Origin of the sequence: Microbacterium sp. SMR1 (assembly GCF_003289625.1) — a bacterium.
GTDB classification, from domain to species: domain Bacteria; phylum Actinomycetota; class Actinomycetes; order Actinomycetales; family Microbacteriaceae; genus Microbacterium; species Microbacterium plantarum.
In genome coordinates, this window is the sequence record NZ_QMBN01000003.1 from 563,174 (window position 1) to 577,834 (window position 14,661).

13 protein-coding genes are annotated in these 14,661 nt (G+C 70.4%); 7 read left to right on the top strand and 6 right to left on the bottom strand.

Going from position 1 to position 14,661, the window contains the following annotated elements:
* Positions 1-28: 28 nt before the first annotated feature.
* From DO944_RS12350 to DO944_RS12360, 3 genes are all read left to right on the top strand, one after another.
* A complete protein-coding gene (locus DO944_RS12350) occupies positions 29-379 on the top strand; it encodes a Fe-S protein (protein WP_112617426.1) in 351 nt (116 codons plus the stop codon).
* A 220-nt stretch (positions 380-599) separates the two neighbouring features.
* On the top strand, positions 600-2,042 hold the full coding sequence (locus DO944_RS12355; RefSeq protein ID WP_112617427.1) for an MFS transporter: 1,443 nt from the start codon (positions 600-602) through the stop codon (positions 2,040-2,042).
* 122 nt (positions 2,043-2,164) lie between these two features.
* Positions 2,165-3,145, top strand: a complete 981-nt coding sequence (locus tag DO944_RS12360) for an NADP-dependent oxidoreductase (RefSeq protein ID WP_112617428.1) — start codon at positions 2,165-2,167, stop codon at positions 3,143-3,145.
* Between the two features lie 22 nt (positions 3,146-3,167).
* On the opposite strand, the gene DO944_RS12365 is transcribed toward DO944_RS12360, so the two are convergent.
* The 3 genes from DO944_RS12365 to DO944_RS12375 are packed head-to-tail and all read right to left on the bottom strand — an operon-like array spanning position 3,168 to position 5,790.
* A complete protein-coding gene (locus DO944_RS12365) occupies positions 3,168-3,995 on the bottom strand; it encodes an ABC transporter permease (RefSeq protein WP_112617429.1) in 828 nt (275 codons plus the stop codon).
* On the bottom strand, positions 3,992-4,852 hold the full coding sequence (locus DO944_RS12370; protein ID WP_112617430.1) for an ABC transporter permease: 861 nt from the start codon (positions 4,850-4,852) through the stop codon (positions 3,992-3,994). The genes DO944_RS12365 and DO944_RS12370 overlap by 4 nt, the downstream gene beginning before the upstream one ends.
* Positions 4,849-5,790, bottom strand: a complete 942-nt coding sequence (locus DO944_RS12375; protein WP_112617431.1) for an ABC transporter ATP-binding protein — start codon at positions 5,788-5,790, stop codon at positions 4,849-4,851. The genes DO944_RS12370 and DO944_RS12375 overlap by 4 nt, the downstream gene beginning before the upstream one ends.
* 62 nt (positions 5,791-5,852) lie before the next feature.
* Between DO944_RS12375 and DO944_RS12380 the strand changes: the two genes are divergently transcribed.
* Both DO944_RS12380 and rraA read left to right on the top strand, forming a co-directional pair.
* The gene (locus DO944_RS12380; protein WP_112617432.1) at positions 5,853-6,704 is read left to right on the top strand and encodes a sulfurtransferase; all 852 of its coding nucleotides are present in this window, start codon (positions 5,853-5,855) and stop codon (positions 6,702-6,704) included.
* A 36-nt stretch (positions 6,705-6,740) separates the two neighbouring features.
* The gene (rraA, locus tag DO944_RS12385; RefSeq protein WP_112617433.1) at positions 6,741-7,208 is read left to right on the top strand and encodes a ribonuclease E activity regulator RraA; all 468 of its coding nucleotides are present in this window, start codon (positions 6,741-6,743) and stop codon (positions 7,206-7,208) included.
* Between the two features lie 4 nt (positions 7,209-7,212).
* On the opposite strand, the gene DO944_RS12390 is transcribed toward rraA, so the two are convergent.
* Positions 7,213-7,749 carry a hypothetical protein gene (locus DO944_RS12390; protein ID WP_112617434.1) on the bottom strand — a complete coding sequence of 179 codons (537 nt, stop codon included), beginning with the start codon at positions 7,747-7,749 and terminating at the stop codon, positions 7,213-7,215.
* Positions 7,750-7,844: 95 nt separating this feature from the next.
* Between DO944_RS12390 and DO944_RS12395 the strand changes: the two genes are divergently transcribed.
* Complete coding sequence (locus DO944_RS12395) at positions 7,845-9,800, top strand: ABC transporter ATP-binding protein (RefSeq protein WP_112617435.1); 1,956 nt, start codon at positions 7,845-7,847, stop codon at positions 9,798-9,800.
* A 106-nt stretch (positions 9,801-9,906) separates the two neighbouring features.
* On the opposite strand, the gene DO944_RS12400 is transcribed toward DO944_RS12395, so the two are convergent.
* Positions 9,907-11,805, bottom strand: a complete 1,899-nt coding sequence (locus tag DO944_RS12400; RefSeq protein ID WP_112617436.1) for a phosphoenolpyruvate carboxykinase (GTP) — start codon at positions 11,803-11,805, stop codon at positions 9,907-9,909.
* Positions 11,806-11,923: 118 nt separating this feature from the next.
* Here DO944_RS12400 and DO944_RS12405 point away from each other — a divergent pair, with 118 nt between their 5' ends.
* Positions 11,924-13,366, top strand: a complete 1,443-nt coding sequence (locus DO944_RS12405) for an XRE family transcriptional regulator (RefSeq protein WP_112617437.1) — start codon at positions 11,924-11,926, stop codon at positions 13,364-13,366.
* Positions 13,367-13,410: 44 nt separating this feature from the next.
* Here DO944_RS12405 and DO944_RS12410 read toward each other — a convergent pair whose 3' ends face one another.
* On the bottom strand, positions 13,411-14,535 hold the full coding sequence (locus DO944_RS12410; protein ID WP_258524711.1) for a winged helix DNA-binding domain-containing protein: 1,125 nt from the start codon (positions 14,533-14,535) through the stop codon (positions 13,411-13,413).
* Between the last annotated feature and the right edge of the window lie 126 nt (positions 14,536-14,661).

Below are 14,661 nucleotides of genomic sequence, written 5' to 3' on the forward strand. Positions count from 1 at the left end.
ACCCCATACCTTCAGCTAGGCTGAGGGTATGGAAACCCTCCGCGGAATCGTCCTCGTCGTCCACCTCATCGGTTTCGCCACGCTCTTCGGCGCCTGGCTCGTCGAAGCCCTCGGCGCCCGCCGCATCACGCGGGTCATGAGCTACGGTCTCCTCGTCGCCGGTGTCGCCGGGCTCGCCCTGGCAGCACCGTGGGGAACCGACCACGAGTTCAACTACACGAAGATCGCCGTCAAGCTCGTCATCCTGCTCGTGATCGGCGCGCTGCTCGGCATCGGCTCGGCCCGCCAGAAGCGCACCCAGACGGTTCCCGCGGCCATCTTCTGGCTGATCGGAATCGGCACGGTGGCCAACGTCGCGATCGCGGTGCTCTGGCGATAACACCCCGGACTGCGGTCCACCACGCGCGGATGCCGCGACTCGGAACACCGGGTCGCGGCATCCGCCGTAGAATGGACGATCGTGCGTCGCCGACACCGTCGACGCCGCCGGTGATCCCCGCGTCGAACGTCCGCCGCACCACCCCGCCTCGGACGTCCGCCCACCGGCACGCTCCCACGAGGGCGCTCACCCGTTCTCCCAGACAGGCATCACACCGCACATGTCATCCGCCACCGCGGCTCCCACCGCGCCCGCGAACCCCCGTTCCCGCGTCATCACCGCCAGCCTCGTCGGCACCACGATCGAGTTCTACGACTTCTACGTCTACGCGACCGCGGCCGTCCTCGTCTTCCCGATCCTCTTCTTCCCGAGCGACGACGACACCGCGTCTCTCCTCGCCTCGTTCGCGGTCTTCGGCGCCGCGATGATCGCGCGACCCATCGGCGCCGTCGTCTTCGGCCACTTCGGCGACAAGTTCGGCCGCAAGGCGACCCTCGTCGCCTCGCTCCTCACGATGGGCATCGCGACGATCCTCATCGGATGCCTCCCCACCTTCAACGACATCGGCTGGTGGGCGGCCCTGCTGCTCCTCGTGCTGCGTCTCGCGCAGGGCTTCGCCCTCGGCGGCGAGTGGTCGGGAGCGGCGCTCGTCGCCACCGAGAACGCCCCGAAGGGCAAGCGCGCCTGGTACGGCACCTTCCCCCAGCTGGGCGCCCCGATCGGTTTCATCATCGCGAACTCGGTCTTCCTCGTGATCTACTTCGCGCTGCCGCACCCCGACGGCCCGGCCCAGCGTTCCGAGGAGTTCCTCGCCTGGGGCTGGCGCGTGCCGTTCCTGTTCTCGGCCGTCATGGTCATCGTCGGCCTGTGGGTGCGCCTCAAGCTCGTCGAGAGCGAGACGTTCTCGAAGGCGGAGAAGACCGGCGCCATCCGCAAGTTCCCGCTCGGATCCGTCATCCGCGGACACTGGCGCGCACTGATCCTCGGCACGTTCATCATGCTCGCGACCTACGTGCTCTTCTACCTGATGACGAGCTTCACCCTCGCGTACGGCACGAAGCCGACCCTCGAGACCGCGCAGGCGACCGCCGAGGCATCGGGCGCGGCCTTCGACGCGGCGGCCTACGTTCCGGGCCTCGGGTTCGGGTTCACCGACTTCGTCATCATGCAGATCGTCGGCGTGATCTTCTTCGGCATCTTCACGCTGCTGTCGGGCCCCGTCGCCGACTCGATCGGCCGCCGCAAGCTGCTGCTGTGGGTCACCGGCGTCATCGCGGTGTTCGGTCTGCTGTTCGCGGTCTTCCTGGCCCCGCAGCTCGACCCGAAGTTCACCGGGGCGCTCGTCCAGGCGTTCCTCGTGCTCGGCTTCATGCTCATGGGCGCGACGTTCGGCCCGATGGGCGCGCTGCTCCCCGAGCTGTTCCCGACCAACGTCCGCTACACCGGCTCGGCCATCTCGTACAACGTGGCGTCGATCCTCGGTGCCGCCGTCGCGCCCAGCATCGCGACGACCCTGTGGGCGCTCGCGGGCGGCTCGACCTGGCTCGTCGGCGTGTACCTCACGGCCTCCGCCGTGCTCACCTTCATCGCCCTGTGGCTGTCGAAGGAGACCAAGGACTCCGAGTACGACGCGAACATCGGCGAGGCGGCAGCCGCGCGCTGATCCCCGCCTCGAACGAGCGGATGCCGCGGGCCCTCGGGCTCGCGGCATCCGTCATTGTCAAGGTCTCCCTGCGTCTGCATGCGCGGTCTACTGTCTGATTCACATTCAGGTGAGGAGCCGTCATGAAGAAGGTCACCGAGGCGTCCGTCGTCGAATACGAGCAAGCCGGCGGGCCCGAGGTCCTGCGTCTCGTGAAACGCCCGCTCCCCGCTCCCGAGGCAGGAGAGGTGACGGTCGAGGTCATCACGATGGGCCTCAACCACATCGACGGATTCGTGCGATCCGGGACCGAGAAGGAGTGGGATGATCCGTACCCACGCCGCTCGGGCAGCTGCTTCGCCGGCACCGTCATCGCAGCGGGCCCCGGCACCAGCGGGTTCCCCGTCGGCGCCGATGTCGTAGGTCACCTGCGGTCGGGGGCGCACGCGAGCCACGTCACGGTCGCGGTGGACCGGCTGGTGCGCAAGCCTCGCGGCGTGACCTTCGAGACGGCCGGCGGGCTGTATCTCGCAGGCACCACGGCGCTCGACATCCTCGACGAGCTCAAGATCGGCGCCGACGACACCGTCGTCATCTCGGCGGCCGCCGGTGGGGTCGGCAGCATCGAGGCGCAGATCGCCATGCACCGCGGTGCCCGCGTCATCGGCACGTGCGGCGAGCGGAACTTCGACTACCTGCGCCAGCTCGGCGTCAAGCCGGTTCGGTATGGCGAAGGGATCGTCGAGCGCATCCGCGGACTCGCGCCCGGGGGCGTGACGGCGTACATCGACAACTTCGGTCAGGACGGGCACGACATGGCGGAGGCTCTCGGCGTGCCCGCGGGACGGTTCCGTTCGAGCGCCGACCGGCGCGACCGCGAGGTCGCCCTGCTCTCCGACAGCCCCGATGCCGTCGCCCACGGCACGACACAGCTGCGGAAGGTGGTCGAGCTCGCCGAGAAGCGGGTCGTCTCGCCGCTCGTATCGGGCTTCTACCCGCTCGCCGATGTCGCCGAGGCGTACGACGACCTTCAGAAGCTGCACTCGCGGGGGAAGGTCGTGCTCGCGACGCATCCGGTCAATCCGCGGCGCATCCGCAAAGCGCGCGAGGTCATCGAGTCGTAACGCCGACCATGCTCCCGCTCGGTCAATCGAGGAAGAGGGCGCGCAGGCGTTTGGTCGTGAACACGAGACCGAGCGCGATCATCACGACGAAGTAGAGCACGTGCCACAGCATTCCGGCGGAGAGGATGCCGGTCGTCAGCCCGCGGATCAGCTCGACGCCGTGCCACAGCGGCAGCGCCTGCACGATCACCTGCACCCACTCGGGATAGACCGTGATCGGGTAGAAGGTCGCCGAGAACAGGAACATCGGCAGCAGCACGAAGTTGATCCAGTCCATGTGCTGGAACGTCTTCATGTAGCTGGTGACGGCCATGCCGATGCTCGCGAACCCGAAGGCGATGAGCAGCACCGCCGGAAGGGCGAGCACGGCGGTCCATGCGAGGTTCAGCCCCAGCACCTGCATGATGATCATGAAGCCGGTGGCGTAGACGAGACCGCGAAGCAGCGCGTACAGGATCTCGCCGAGGGCGACGTCGAGCGGCCCGAGGGAGGTCGACAGCATTCCCTCGTAGAGCTTTCCGTAGTTGAGCTTGAAGAAGACGTTCCACGTCGAGTCGTACACGGCGCCGTTCATCGCCGAGACCGCGAGCAGCGCGGGCGCGATGTAGGCGGCGTAGGGAACCTCGGCTCCCGACGAGGTCTCGACCTCGCCGATGAGGGCGCCGAGCCCGATGCCGAGCGACGCGAGATAGAACACGGGCTCGAAGAAGCCCGAGAGCACGACGATCCAGCTTGACGAACGAGCCGCGATGAGACCGCGCTGCACGACCGCGCCCGGGTTGCCGGCCCACAGTGCGCGTACGCCCCCGCGGCGGCCCGTCGGCGTATCCGGCGCGATCACGGCGCTCATTTCGCGAGCCTCTCGGTGAAGACACGGCGGCCCCAGAGGTAGCCGACGGCGGCGAGTGCGAGCAGGTAGAGCACGTGCACGGCGATCATCCCGACGCCGATGTCGGCTCCGTAGGTCGCCGCGCGCCCCAGCTCGGCGCCGTGCCACAGGGGCGAGATCCACGCGATCCACTGCAGGCCGACCGGAAGTGTCTCCACGGGGTAGAAGGTGCCCGAGAAGAGGAACATCGGCATGAAGATGAAGCGCTGCACGAGGGCGAACTGCCCCTTGTCGTCTTGAATGGAGCCCGCATACGCCATGAGCGGGATGCCGAAGGCGATACCGGCCGCGACACCGGCGAGGATCGACAGCCAGCCCGTCGCGGGGTTCGGGACAGCGCCGAACGGCAGCAGCCAGATGAAGAGGTAGTAGGCGGAGACGGCGACGATCATCCGCGCGGTGGCCCCGATGATGACGCCGTTCGCGATCTGGGGGCTCGACAGCGCCGACGCGTTGAATCCGTAGAAGTAGCGGCGCCACTTGAAGCCCGCCATCACCGGATAGGTCATCTCCTCGGAGGCCACGGCGATTGCGGCGGTGACGAGCAGCGCCGGCGCGACGAACGGGAGATAGCCGACCTCCTGGCCGTGGGAGGAGATCGGCGCGGTGATGAGCGCCGCGAGCCCGACGGCCAGCCCGAGCAGATACATGATCGGCTGCCCGACGGCGCCGACGACGATCGTCCAGCCGTAGGCGCGCATGGCGCGGACCATGTGCTCGGCGACATACCAGGTGCCGTAGCGCCGGGGCTTGCGCCCACCGGCGAGTGCCTCGGCACGCAGCTCGTCGAGCGTGGGATGCGCGGTCTCGGTGCTCATTCGATCAGCGACCGTCCGGTCAGGCGCAGGAAGACGTCTTCGAGGCTCGATCGGCGCACGAGGCTCGTCAACGGCGTGAGCCCCACCGCCGAGACACGCTCGAGAGCCGCCTCACCGTCGTGCGCGTAGACGAGGATGCGGTCGGGCAGCACCTCGACGCGGTCGCCGATCCCCCGCAGCTGAGCGGCCGCCGACTCGTTGCGGTCGGACCCGAAGCGCACCTCGAGGACTTCACGGCTCGAGTGCTCGCGGATGAGCGAGGCCGGCGTGCCCTCGGCCATGATCCGTCCCTTGTCGACGACGATGAGCCGGTCGCACAGCTGCTCGGCCTCGTCCATGTAGTGGGTCGTGAGGACGAGCGTCGTGCCGCGCTCCTTCAGACGGAACAGCCGGTCCCACAGCACGTGACGGGCCTGGGGGTCGAGGCCCGTCGTCGGTTCGTCGAGCAGCAGGATGCGCGGGTCGTTGATGAGGCCGCGCGCGATCGTGAGGCGCCGCTTCATGCCGCCCGACAGCTGATCGACCTTGTTCTTCGCCTTGTCTTCGAGCTGCGCGAACGCGAGCAGCTCGTCGGCCTTCTCGTGGCAGACCTTGCCCGGAAGACCGAAGTACCGCCCGTAGATGTAGAGGTTCTCGCGGGCGTTCAGCTCGCCGTCGAGGTTGTCCTGCTGGGGCACCACCCCGAGCCGGGACCGGATCTCGGGGCCGTAGCGATCGGGATCGAGCCCGAGGATCTGCAGGTCGCCGCCGCTGCGGGTGGACACCGCACCGATCATCTTCATCGTGGTCGACTTTCCCGCGCCGTTCGGGCCGAGCAGCCCGAAGGACTCTCCGGGCGCCACCTCGAACGACAGGTCGTCGACGGCGACGAAGTCGGGCTTGCCCTTCACGGCATAGGTCTTGCGCAGCCCACGGGCGGAGATGACGGATTCTGGCACGCGACAACACTAGCGACGAGGTCGGACGACGACCGGAGCCGCGGTGCGCGAGAATCGCTCGCATGGATCACATCCTCACCACTGCCGCTGAACTCCGGACCGCCATCGGGGCGGGCCGCTACCCCGACGGCGGCCCCGTGCGGGTGCTCGACGTCAGGTGGTGGCTCGACCGCCCCGACGGACGCCCGGCGTTCCGCGCGGGCCACATCCCCGGCGCGCGCTACGCCGACCTCGACACCCAGCTCGCTGAGCACGGCGAGCCGACGGAGGGCCGGCATCCGCTGCCCTCCCCCAGGACGCTGCAGGCCGCCGTGCGCGACTGGGGCATCGACGAGGGCGACACCGTCGTGGTCTACGACGATGTCGCCAACCTGGCGAGCGGCCGCGCCTGGTGGGTGCTGCGGGATGCCGGCATCGCCGACGTCCGGGTGCTCGACGGCGCCCTCGCCGCCTGGATCGACGCGGGGTTCGACCTCGAGGAGGGCGACGCGGCAGACGTGCGCCCGGGTACCGCGGTCGTCTCGCCCGGCGAGTTGCCGGTGCTCGGGATCGACGACGTCCTCGATCAGGCCCGCACCGGTCTGCTGCTCGACGCCCGCGCCGGCGAACGGTTCCGCGGCGAGGTCGAGCCGATGGACCCGCGCGCCGGCCACATCCCGGGCGCGGTGTCCGCCCCGACGACGCAGAACAGCGATGAGTCGGGGCGGTTCCGGAGCTCGGACGAGCTGCGCGAACGGTTCGCGGCGCTGGGCGCAGAACCCGGCGCGACGGTCGGCGTCTACTGCGGCTCGGGCGTCAGCGCCGCGCACGAGGCCATCGCCCTCAGCCTCGCGGGATACCGGCCGGTGCTCTACCCCGGCTCGTGGAGCCAGTGGTCGCAGCATCCCGATCGACCCATCGCGACGGGCGCCTGACGGCTTGGACTCGGCGGTGGCCGCTACCCTGTCGACATGACGACCGCCACCGCAGACCTCTATGACGAACGCGGCGACGAGCTCGACTCGCTCGGCGTCCAGTTCCTCGACCTCGGCGGCCGGACCTCCTTCGCGGGACCGATCCGCACCGTGCGCTGTCATCGCGACAACGCGCTCGTGAAGCGCGTGCTCGCGACGCCGGGCGGCGGCGCCGTGCTCGTCGTCGACGGCGGCGGATCGCTCGAGTCGGCTCTCGTGGGCGACCTGATCGCCGCGTCGGCGGTCGAGAACGGCTGGGCGGGCATCATCGTGAACGGGGCGATCCGCGATCGTGTCGCGATCGCGTCGCTCGGCCTCGGCGTCAAGGCGCTCGGCTCGAACCCCCGCAAGAGCGCGAAGGACGGCCTCGGCGAGGTCGACGTTCCGGTCACCATCGGCGGCGTGGTCTTCACGCCGGGCCGACACGTCTGGGCCGACGCCGACGGCGTTCTCGTCGAGCGCTGAGGGGCTAAGCAGTCCGCTCCAGCGAGAGCGCGTAGATGGTGGGGTCGCCGGCGAGGTCCATGGTGACACTCACGCCCGGCTGCTCGATGGTCACGTCGAAGGCGATCGTGCTGTTGTCGCACGTCACGGGATCGCCCGATGACGCGCTGTCGATCGGGCCCGCGGTCACCGTGATCGTGCCGGCACCGCGGCACGCGACCTGCGCCTGGTACGTCCCGGCGGGGAGCGACGAGAACTGCGACGTCTGGTGTGCGGACGTGTGCTGACTCAGCCACCCCGACAGCGTCCCCATGCCGGTGGTGTCCGAAGACCGGGGCACCGCTGTCTTGGCCCAGTCCGCGATCTCATCGACCGGCAGGGGCAACTGCTGCTCGTCGGTGCGCGCGTCGGATGTCGGCGTGGGAGATGGCGTGGAACCGACGGATGCCGACGGCTCTGCCGCTTCGCCGTCTGCAACCGGACCGGTGCAGCCGGCGAGCGTGAGCACGACGAACGCGGCCGCGGCAAGCGGTGCCGCCTGACGTTTCGTGATCGAACGCATCCGGGCACTCTTCCATCGATACCGCGGACGGACAACCACCCTCGATGAAAGAAGTACGGTCGAAGGAGAGAGCTTCGCCGAACCGAGGGAACCGCATGTCCGACACCCGCAGCCGCATGCGCGGCGGCCGCCGCCGCACCGACGAGGGCCCGCGCGCCCGCCTGTCGCAGCTGCTCCCGTACCTGTTCGAGCACAAGGGCGTGCTGGTGGCGGTCGCGGTGCTCAGCATCGTCGAGGCGGTGGCCACGCTCGGCCAGCCGCTCGTCGTCGGGCAGGTCATCGAGCGTGTGCAGGTGGGTGACACCCTCGGCATCCTCGTGTGGGCGCTCGTGATCCTCGTCGTCGTCTCGTCGGCCATCGGCGCTTACCAGCACTATCTGCTCCAGCGCACCGGCACCGCGGTGGTGTTCTCCAGCCGCCGCCGGCTCATCGCACGCCTGCTCCGACTGCCGATCTCGGAGTTCGACGCCCGACGCACCGGCGACCTGGTCTCGCGCGTGGGCACCGACACGACGCTGCTCTACGCCGTGCTCACCCAGGGGCTCGCCGACTCGGTCGGCAACGCGCTCATCTTCGTCGGCGCGATCGTCGCGATGCTCTTCATCGACCCGCTGCTGCTGCTGCTCATCGTCATCGTGATCGGAGCCTCGGTCGCCGTCGTCGTGGGGCTCAGCACCCGCATCCGTCGCGCCACGCGCGAACAGCAGGAACGGGTAGGCGAGCTGGCCTCGGGTGTCGAGCGGGCGATCGGATCGATCCGCACGATCCGCGCCGCCGGAGCGACCGAGCGCGAGGAGGCCGCCGTCACGGGGGCCGCACGCCAGGCGTATGACGCGGGCGTGCGCGTCGCGAAGGCGTCGGCCCTCGTCGTGCCCGTCGCGGGCGTCGCGCTGCAGCTGTCACTGCTCGTCGTGCTCGGCGTCGGCGGATACCGCGTCGCCTCGGGCGCCATCTCGATCGCGAGCCTGGTGACGTTCGTGATGTTCCTGTTCTTCCTCGTGCAGCCGCTCGCGTCGTTCCTCGGGGCGATCACCTCGGTCAATCAGGCGCTCGGCGCGCTCGGCCGCATCCAGGAAGTGCTCGACCTGCCCACGGAGGAATCGGCCGATCCGGATGCCGCAGCCACCGTAGCCGTCTCGGGCGACAGCGATGTCGCGATCGAGTTCCGAGACGTGCACTTCCGCTACCCCGAGGCCGTCGTCGCCGCCCGGCGCTCGGCATCCGACGAAGCGTTGCGCACCCTCGCGGACGCCCGCGTCGACACCTCGGCGGTCGCTGCGGTCACGGCCGATGAGACGGGTTCGCCGGCGAACGGCGCAGACGCCGCCGCCTCGTCCGCAGCGACAGCCGGAGCGACCGCCGTCCCCGAGGGCGAGGTGCTCCGCGGCGTGAGCTTCCGCGTTCCCCGCGGTGCGCGCGTGGCCCTCGTCGGGCCGTCGGGGGCGGGCAAGTCCACGACCCTCGCCCTGATCGAGCGGTTCTACGACGTCACCGGCGGAGCGGTGCTCGTCGGGGGTGACGACATCCGGTCCCTCCCACGGGCCGAGCTGCGCGCGCAGCTCGGCTACGTCGAGCAGGACGCCCCCACCCTCGCCGGCACGATCGCCGACAACCTGCGCCTCGCCTCGCCCGAGGCTACGGACGCGGAGTGCGAGCGTGTGCTGCGCGCCGTCAACCTCGGCGATGTGCTCGAGCGCAGCGAGCTCGGTCTTCAGGCGCCCGTCGGCGAGGCGGGCGTCATGCTCTCGGGCGGCGAGCGTCAGCGCCTCGCGATCGCCCGCGCGCTGCTCGCTGCGCCCCCGATCCTGCTGCTGGACGAATCGACGTCCTCGCTCGACGGGCTCAACGAGCAGCGGATGCGCGAGGCGATCGACGCCGTCGCGACGGGCCGCACCCTCGTGGTCATCGCGCACCGGCTCTCGACGGTCGTCGACAGCGACGTCATCGTGGTGCTCGACCACGGCCGGGTCGTCGGCCAGGGCACGCACTCCGAGCTCGTCGCCACGGTCCCGCTGTACCGCGACCTCGCGAAGCACCAGCTCCTGGTTTGACGGGCCGCACCCGCCCGCCCTTCCCGCGGAAACGCACCATCGCCGCGAACGCGCACCCTTTCCGGTGCGTTCTCGCGGCGACGGTGTGTTCTCGTGGCGGGCGGGGTCAGGCCCGGTGGCCGAGGCGGTAGCGGAGGGCCTCGAGCTCGGCACGCAGGGCCGCGGGCAGCCGGTCGCCGAAGGAGTCGTAGAACTCCTCGGTGAGGTCGGCCTCGCGCAGCCACGAGTCCGTGTCGACCGCGAACAGCTCATCGAGATCGTGCTGCGACACCTCGATGCCGTCGAGGTTGAGATCCTCGGTGCGCGGGAGGCGTCCGATCGGGCTGTCGACCGCGTCGACCTCGCCATTCAGGCGCCGCACGATCCAGTCGATGACGCGCGAGTTGTCGCCGAACCCGGGCCACAGGAAGCGCCCGTCGCTGCCCTTGCGGAACCAGTTCACCTGGAAGACGCGGGGGGCCCGGTCGAACCGCAGCTTCTGCCCGACCTTCAGCCAGTGGGCGAAGTAGTCGCCCATGTTGTAGCCGCAGAACGGCAGCATGGCGAAGGGGTCGCGGCGGAGTTCGCCGAGCGTCCCCTCGGCCGCCGCCGTGCGCTCCGACGAGATGTTCGAGCCGATGAAGACGCCGTGCGTCCAGTCGGTCGCCTCGACGACGAGGGGGACGTTCGTCGCCCGGCGACCCCCGAAGAGGATGGCGTCGAGTGGCACGCCCTCGGCGGCATCCCAATCCGACGCGATCTGCGGGCACTGAGCGGCGCTGACGGTGAAGCGCGAGTTGGGGTGCGCGGCCGGCCGGCCCGATTCGGGGGTCCAGGGCTTGCCCTCCCAGTCGATGAGCTCGGCGGGCGCCTCGTCGGTGAGCCCCTCCCACCAGACGTCGCCGTCGGGACGCAGCGCCACGTTCGTGAAGATCGTGTTGCCCCACAGCGTCTCGACCGCCGTGACGTTGGTCGACTCGCCGGTGCCCGGCGCGACGCCGAAGAACCCGGCCTCGGGGTTGATCGCCCACAGCCGCCCGTCGGATCCCGGACGCAGCCACGCGATGTCGTCGCCGAGGGTCTCGACACGCCAGCCCGGGATGGTCGGGCGCAGCATGGCGAGGTTCGTCTTGCCGCAGGCCGAGGGGAAGGCCGCGGCCACGTGGTACGCCTTGCCGGCCGGGTCGATGACCCGGATGAGCAGCATGTGCTCGGCGAGCCAACCCTCATCGCGGCCGATCACCGACGCGATGCGCAGCGCGAAGCACTTCTTGGCGAGGATGGCGTTGCCGCCGTAGCCCGACCCGAACGACCAGACCTCGAGGGTGTCGGGGAAGTGGACGATGTACTTCTCGTCGTTGCACGGCCACGCGACATCCGCCTCGCCGGGCGCCAGCGGCGCGCCGACCGAGTGGACGGTCTTGACCCAGGGCTTGCCGCCGGCGATCTCGTCGAGCACGGCCGCCCCGACGCGGGTCATGATGCCGATCGACGCCACCGCGTAGGCGCTGTCGGTGACCTGCACGCCGATGTGCGAGAGCGGGCCGCCGACCGCCCCCATCGAGAACGGCACGACGTACATCGTGCGCCCGCGCATCGAACCCGCGAACAGGGGCGTGATGGTCGCCCGGATGTCGTCGGGTGCGACCCAGTTGTTGGTGGGGCCGGCATCCTCCTCGCGCTCGGACGCGATGAAGGTCCGCGCCTCGGTGCGGGCGACGTCGCTGGGGTGCGAGCGCGCGAGGTACGACCCAGGCCGCCACTCGGGGTTGAGCTTGATGAGCTTGCCCTCGTCGACCATCTCGCGCAGCAGCGCGTCGTTCTCGGCCGCCGACCCGTCGACCCAGTGGACCCGATCGGGCTGCGTGAGCGCGGCGATCTCGTCGACCCAGGCGACGAGATCGCCGAGAGGACCGGATGCCGCCGACGGCCGGGCGCCGAGGTCGGGCCGTGCGCGGCGGGGAGCGGCGCCCGCTGCGGTTGTGCCGGTGACGGCGGGGCGGGTGAAGAGGTCGGCGATGGCCATGTCGGTCTCCTACGTCGGCGGTGAGATCGGTGATACCTGACGATTCCAACGCATGAATACCCCGTCTTGCTGCGTTCAACGACTTCAAGAAACCCGATTCTTTCCCTATGATCAAGGAATGGCCGCATCCGGAATCGAACTCGCAACCCTCGGGCACCGCATCCGCCACCACCGCCTCGCCCGCGGGCTGACACTCGACGAGCTCGGCGCTCAGGTCGGCGTCGCCGGCAGCCAGCTGAGTCTGATCGAGAACGGTCGACGCGAGCCGAAGCTCTCGCTGCTGCAGGCGATCGCGTCGGCGACCGGCACCGACGTGACCGACCTCCTCTCCCCGGAGCCCCCGAACCGCCGGGCCGCCCTCGAGCTCGAGCTGGAGCGGGCGCAGGCCAGTTCCGTCTTCCGGCGACTCGGCATCGCACCGGTGCGCGCGGGCAAGACGATGAGCGACGACACGCTCGAGTCCATCCTCGGACTGCATCGCGAACTGCAGCGCCGCGAGCGCGAGGCGATCGCGACCCCGGAGGAAGCCCGGCGTGCGAACACGGAGCTGCGCCTGCGGATGCGCGAGGTCGCGAACTACCTCCCTGACATCGAGCGCCTCGCCGAGAAGCAGCTCAAGGCGGCCGGACACACCTCGGGTGCGCTGACGCACCGCACCGTGAGCATCATGGCCGAGCAGCTGGGGTTCGAGCTGCTCTACGTCGCCGACCTCCCGCACTCCGCCCGCTCGGTCACCGACCTCGAGAACGGGCGCATCTACCTTCCGCCGGCCTCGATCCCGGGCGGTCACGGCCTGCGGTCGATGGCGCTGCAGGCGATGGCGCACCGCTTGCTCGGCCACACTCCCCCGAGCGACTACGCCGACTTCCTGCAGCAGCGCCTCGAGATCAACTACTACGCCGCGTGCTGCCTCATGCCCGAGACGGCCTCGGTCGCGTTCCTGTCGCAGGCGAAGAAGGACCGCAACCTCGCGGTCGAGGACTTCCGCGACGCGTTCGGGGTGACGCACGAGGCAGCCGGGATGCGCATGACGAACCTCATGACCCGGCATCTCGGCATCCCGCTGCACTTCCTGCGCGTGGATGGCGCGGGGGCCATCACACGGGTCTACGAGAACGACGGCCTGCCGCTGCCGATGGACGTCACCGGCAGCGTGGAGGGCCAGGTCGTGTGCCGGGCCTTCTCGGCGCGGTCGGCGTTCGAGGAGCAGAACCGCACGGTCGAGCACTACCAGTACACCGACACCCCGGGCGGGACGTTCTGGTGCTCGAGCCAGACCGGGACCACCGCCGAGGGCGAGTTCTCGATCACCGTCGGCGTGCCGTTCGACGACGCCCGCTGGTTCCGCGGCCGCGAGACGCAGAAGCGGGCGACATCCACGTGCCCCGACGAGTCATGCTGCCGGCGGCCCGACCCCGACCTGACGTCGCGATGGGAGGGCAAGGCCTGGCCGAGCGCCCGCGTGCACATGCAGATGTTCTCGCCGCTGCCGCGCGGCAACTTCCCCGGTGTCGACGACGGCGAGGTTTACGCCTTCCTCGACCGCCACGCCGCCGGCTGACTCGCCGGCAGCGCTCGAGGTCCCACGGCGGGGCACGCGGGAGCTCAGCCGGCGAGGAAGCGGGAGACCCGGGCGAGCGACGCCTCGATCGCGGATGCCGCGACCGCTGGGTCTGTCACGAGCGCGGGCTCAGGTGGCAGACGGTGCCGCCCGGCGGCGACGGAGTGGCGCCACGTGCCGATCACCTGTCCCCGGGAGACCAGGATCGGCGCGACCTGACCGTTCAGGGTGGGGCCGATCCGAGCCGCGAGGTCGGGGGCGCAGACGGTCATCCGGTCGGCGTAGGAGAGGAAGTACTCGTCGAAGGCGGGGAGGGCGACGACATCCCCGCTGTCGCGCTCCGGGTCTACCCCGGCAACGGATGCCGGCACGCCGGGCCCCGCGCCCGGTGCCGCGAACAGTCCGGCCTCGATCTCGACCACGCGGTCGCCGGCCGCCTCGGCCGCACGTCGTGCCATTCCGATCGGCAGCCCCGCCCACCAGCGGAAGTCCTCGACGCGGGCCGGTCCGTGCGAGCGGATGTAGCCGGCGAACATCTCGGCCAGCGGATCATCGGGCACCCGTCCGGACGGCAACTCGTCCACGGCGACCAAGAACTGGTCGCGGGTCGGTCCACCCTCGCGCGGCACCACCGGGCCGAAGGCGAGCACGCCGCGGACGGCGAGCGCCGAGAGGATGTGGTTGCTGCGCGAGCGCTCGGTCCCGATGCCGGCACCGCGCAGGAGGTCGGCGAACTCGTCGCGCGTGAGCCGGTTCCCGCCGCGCAGTGCCTGTCGGGCGGCACGCTCAGCCGTCGCCAGCACCGCCTCGTCGATCGCGAGCCCGCGCAGGATGCCCGCCGCGGCACGCTGTTGCCGGTCGGCGGTCACCGCAAGCATCCCGGCGAGGTCGACCGAGCGCACGATGTGCAGGGTGCCGCGTTGGGTCCATGAGCGCACGAGCGTGCCGTCATCGAACGCGGCGTCCACCTCGCTCAGCGCAGGCTGGCCGTCGGTGCGGACCGCCAGCGCCCATCGACCCGACCAGAACTCCTGCGCCTGCACGGCGAGCATGTGGGCCCCGGCCTCGCCGAGTGACGACGCGGGTTCGCTCAGCAGGTGCGAGCGCAGCCGCTGCGTCGTGATCGCCCCCGTTCCCCTGCACCCTCCCCCACCGCCGTCGTCTCGCACGCCGCCGATCCTGCCCGACCCCGCCCCCGCGGGTCCACCCCTGCGAGGTCCCACTTGGGCCGGGTGTGAGCCGCGCTTACCCGGCCCACGTGGGACCTCGCGGGGTTCGGGCCCGCAGCCGGGCCT

What these genes read in the sequence shown, in the direction of transcription:
- DO944_RS12380 (WP_112617432.1), top strand. Translation starts at nt 5,853, where the DNA reads ATGGATCACATCCTCACCACTGCCGCTGAACTCCGGACCGCCATCGGG.
- DO944_RS12400 (WP_112617436.1), bottom strand. Translation starts at nt 11,805, where the DNA reads ATGGCCATCGCCGACCTCTTCACCCGCCCCGCCGTCACCGGCACAACC.
- DO944_RS12395 (WP_112617435.1), top strand. Translation starts at nt 7,845, where the DNA reads ATGTCCGACACCCGCAGCCGCATGCGCGGCGGCCGCCGCCGCACCGAC.
- DO944_RS12355 (WP_112617427.1), top strand. Translation starts at nt 600, where the DNA reads ATGTCATCCGCCACCGCGGCTCCCACCGCGCCCGCGAACCCCCGTTCC.
- DO944_RS12405 (WP_112617437.1), top strand. Translation starts at nt 11,924, where the DNA reads ATGGCCGCATCCGGAATCGAACTCGCAACCCTCGGGCACCGCATCCGC.
- rraA (WP_112617433.1), top strand. Translation starts at nt 6,741, where the DNA reads ATGACGACCGCCACCGCAGACCTCTATGACGAACGCGGCGACGAGCTC.
- DO944_RS12350 (WP_112617426.1), top strand. Translation starts at nt 29, where the DNA reads ATGGAAACCCTCCGCGGAATCGTCCTCGTCGTCCACCTCATCGGTTTC.
- DO944_RS12365 (WP_112617429.1), bottom strand. Translation starts at nt 3,995, where the DNA reads ATGAGCGCCGTGATCGCGCCGGATACGCCGACGGGCCGCCGCGGGGGC.
- DO944_RS12360 (WP_112617428.1), top strand. Translation starts at nt 2,165, where the DNA reads ATGAAGAAGGTCACCGAGGCGTCCGTCGTCGAATACGAGCAAGCCGGC.
- DO944_RS12370 (WP_112617430.1), bottom strand. Translation starts at nt 4,852, where the DNA reads ATGAGCACCGAGACCGCGCATCCCACGCTCGACGAGCTGCGTGCCGAG.
- DO944_RS12390 (WP_112617434.1), bottom strand. Translation starts at nt 7,749, where the DNA reads ATGCGTTCGATCACGAAACGTCAGGCGGCACCGCTTGCCGCGGCCGCG.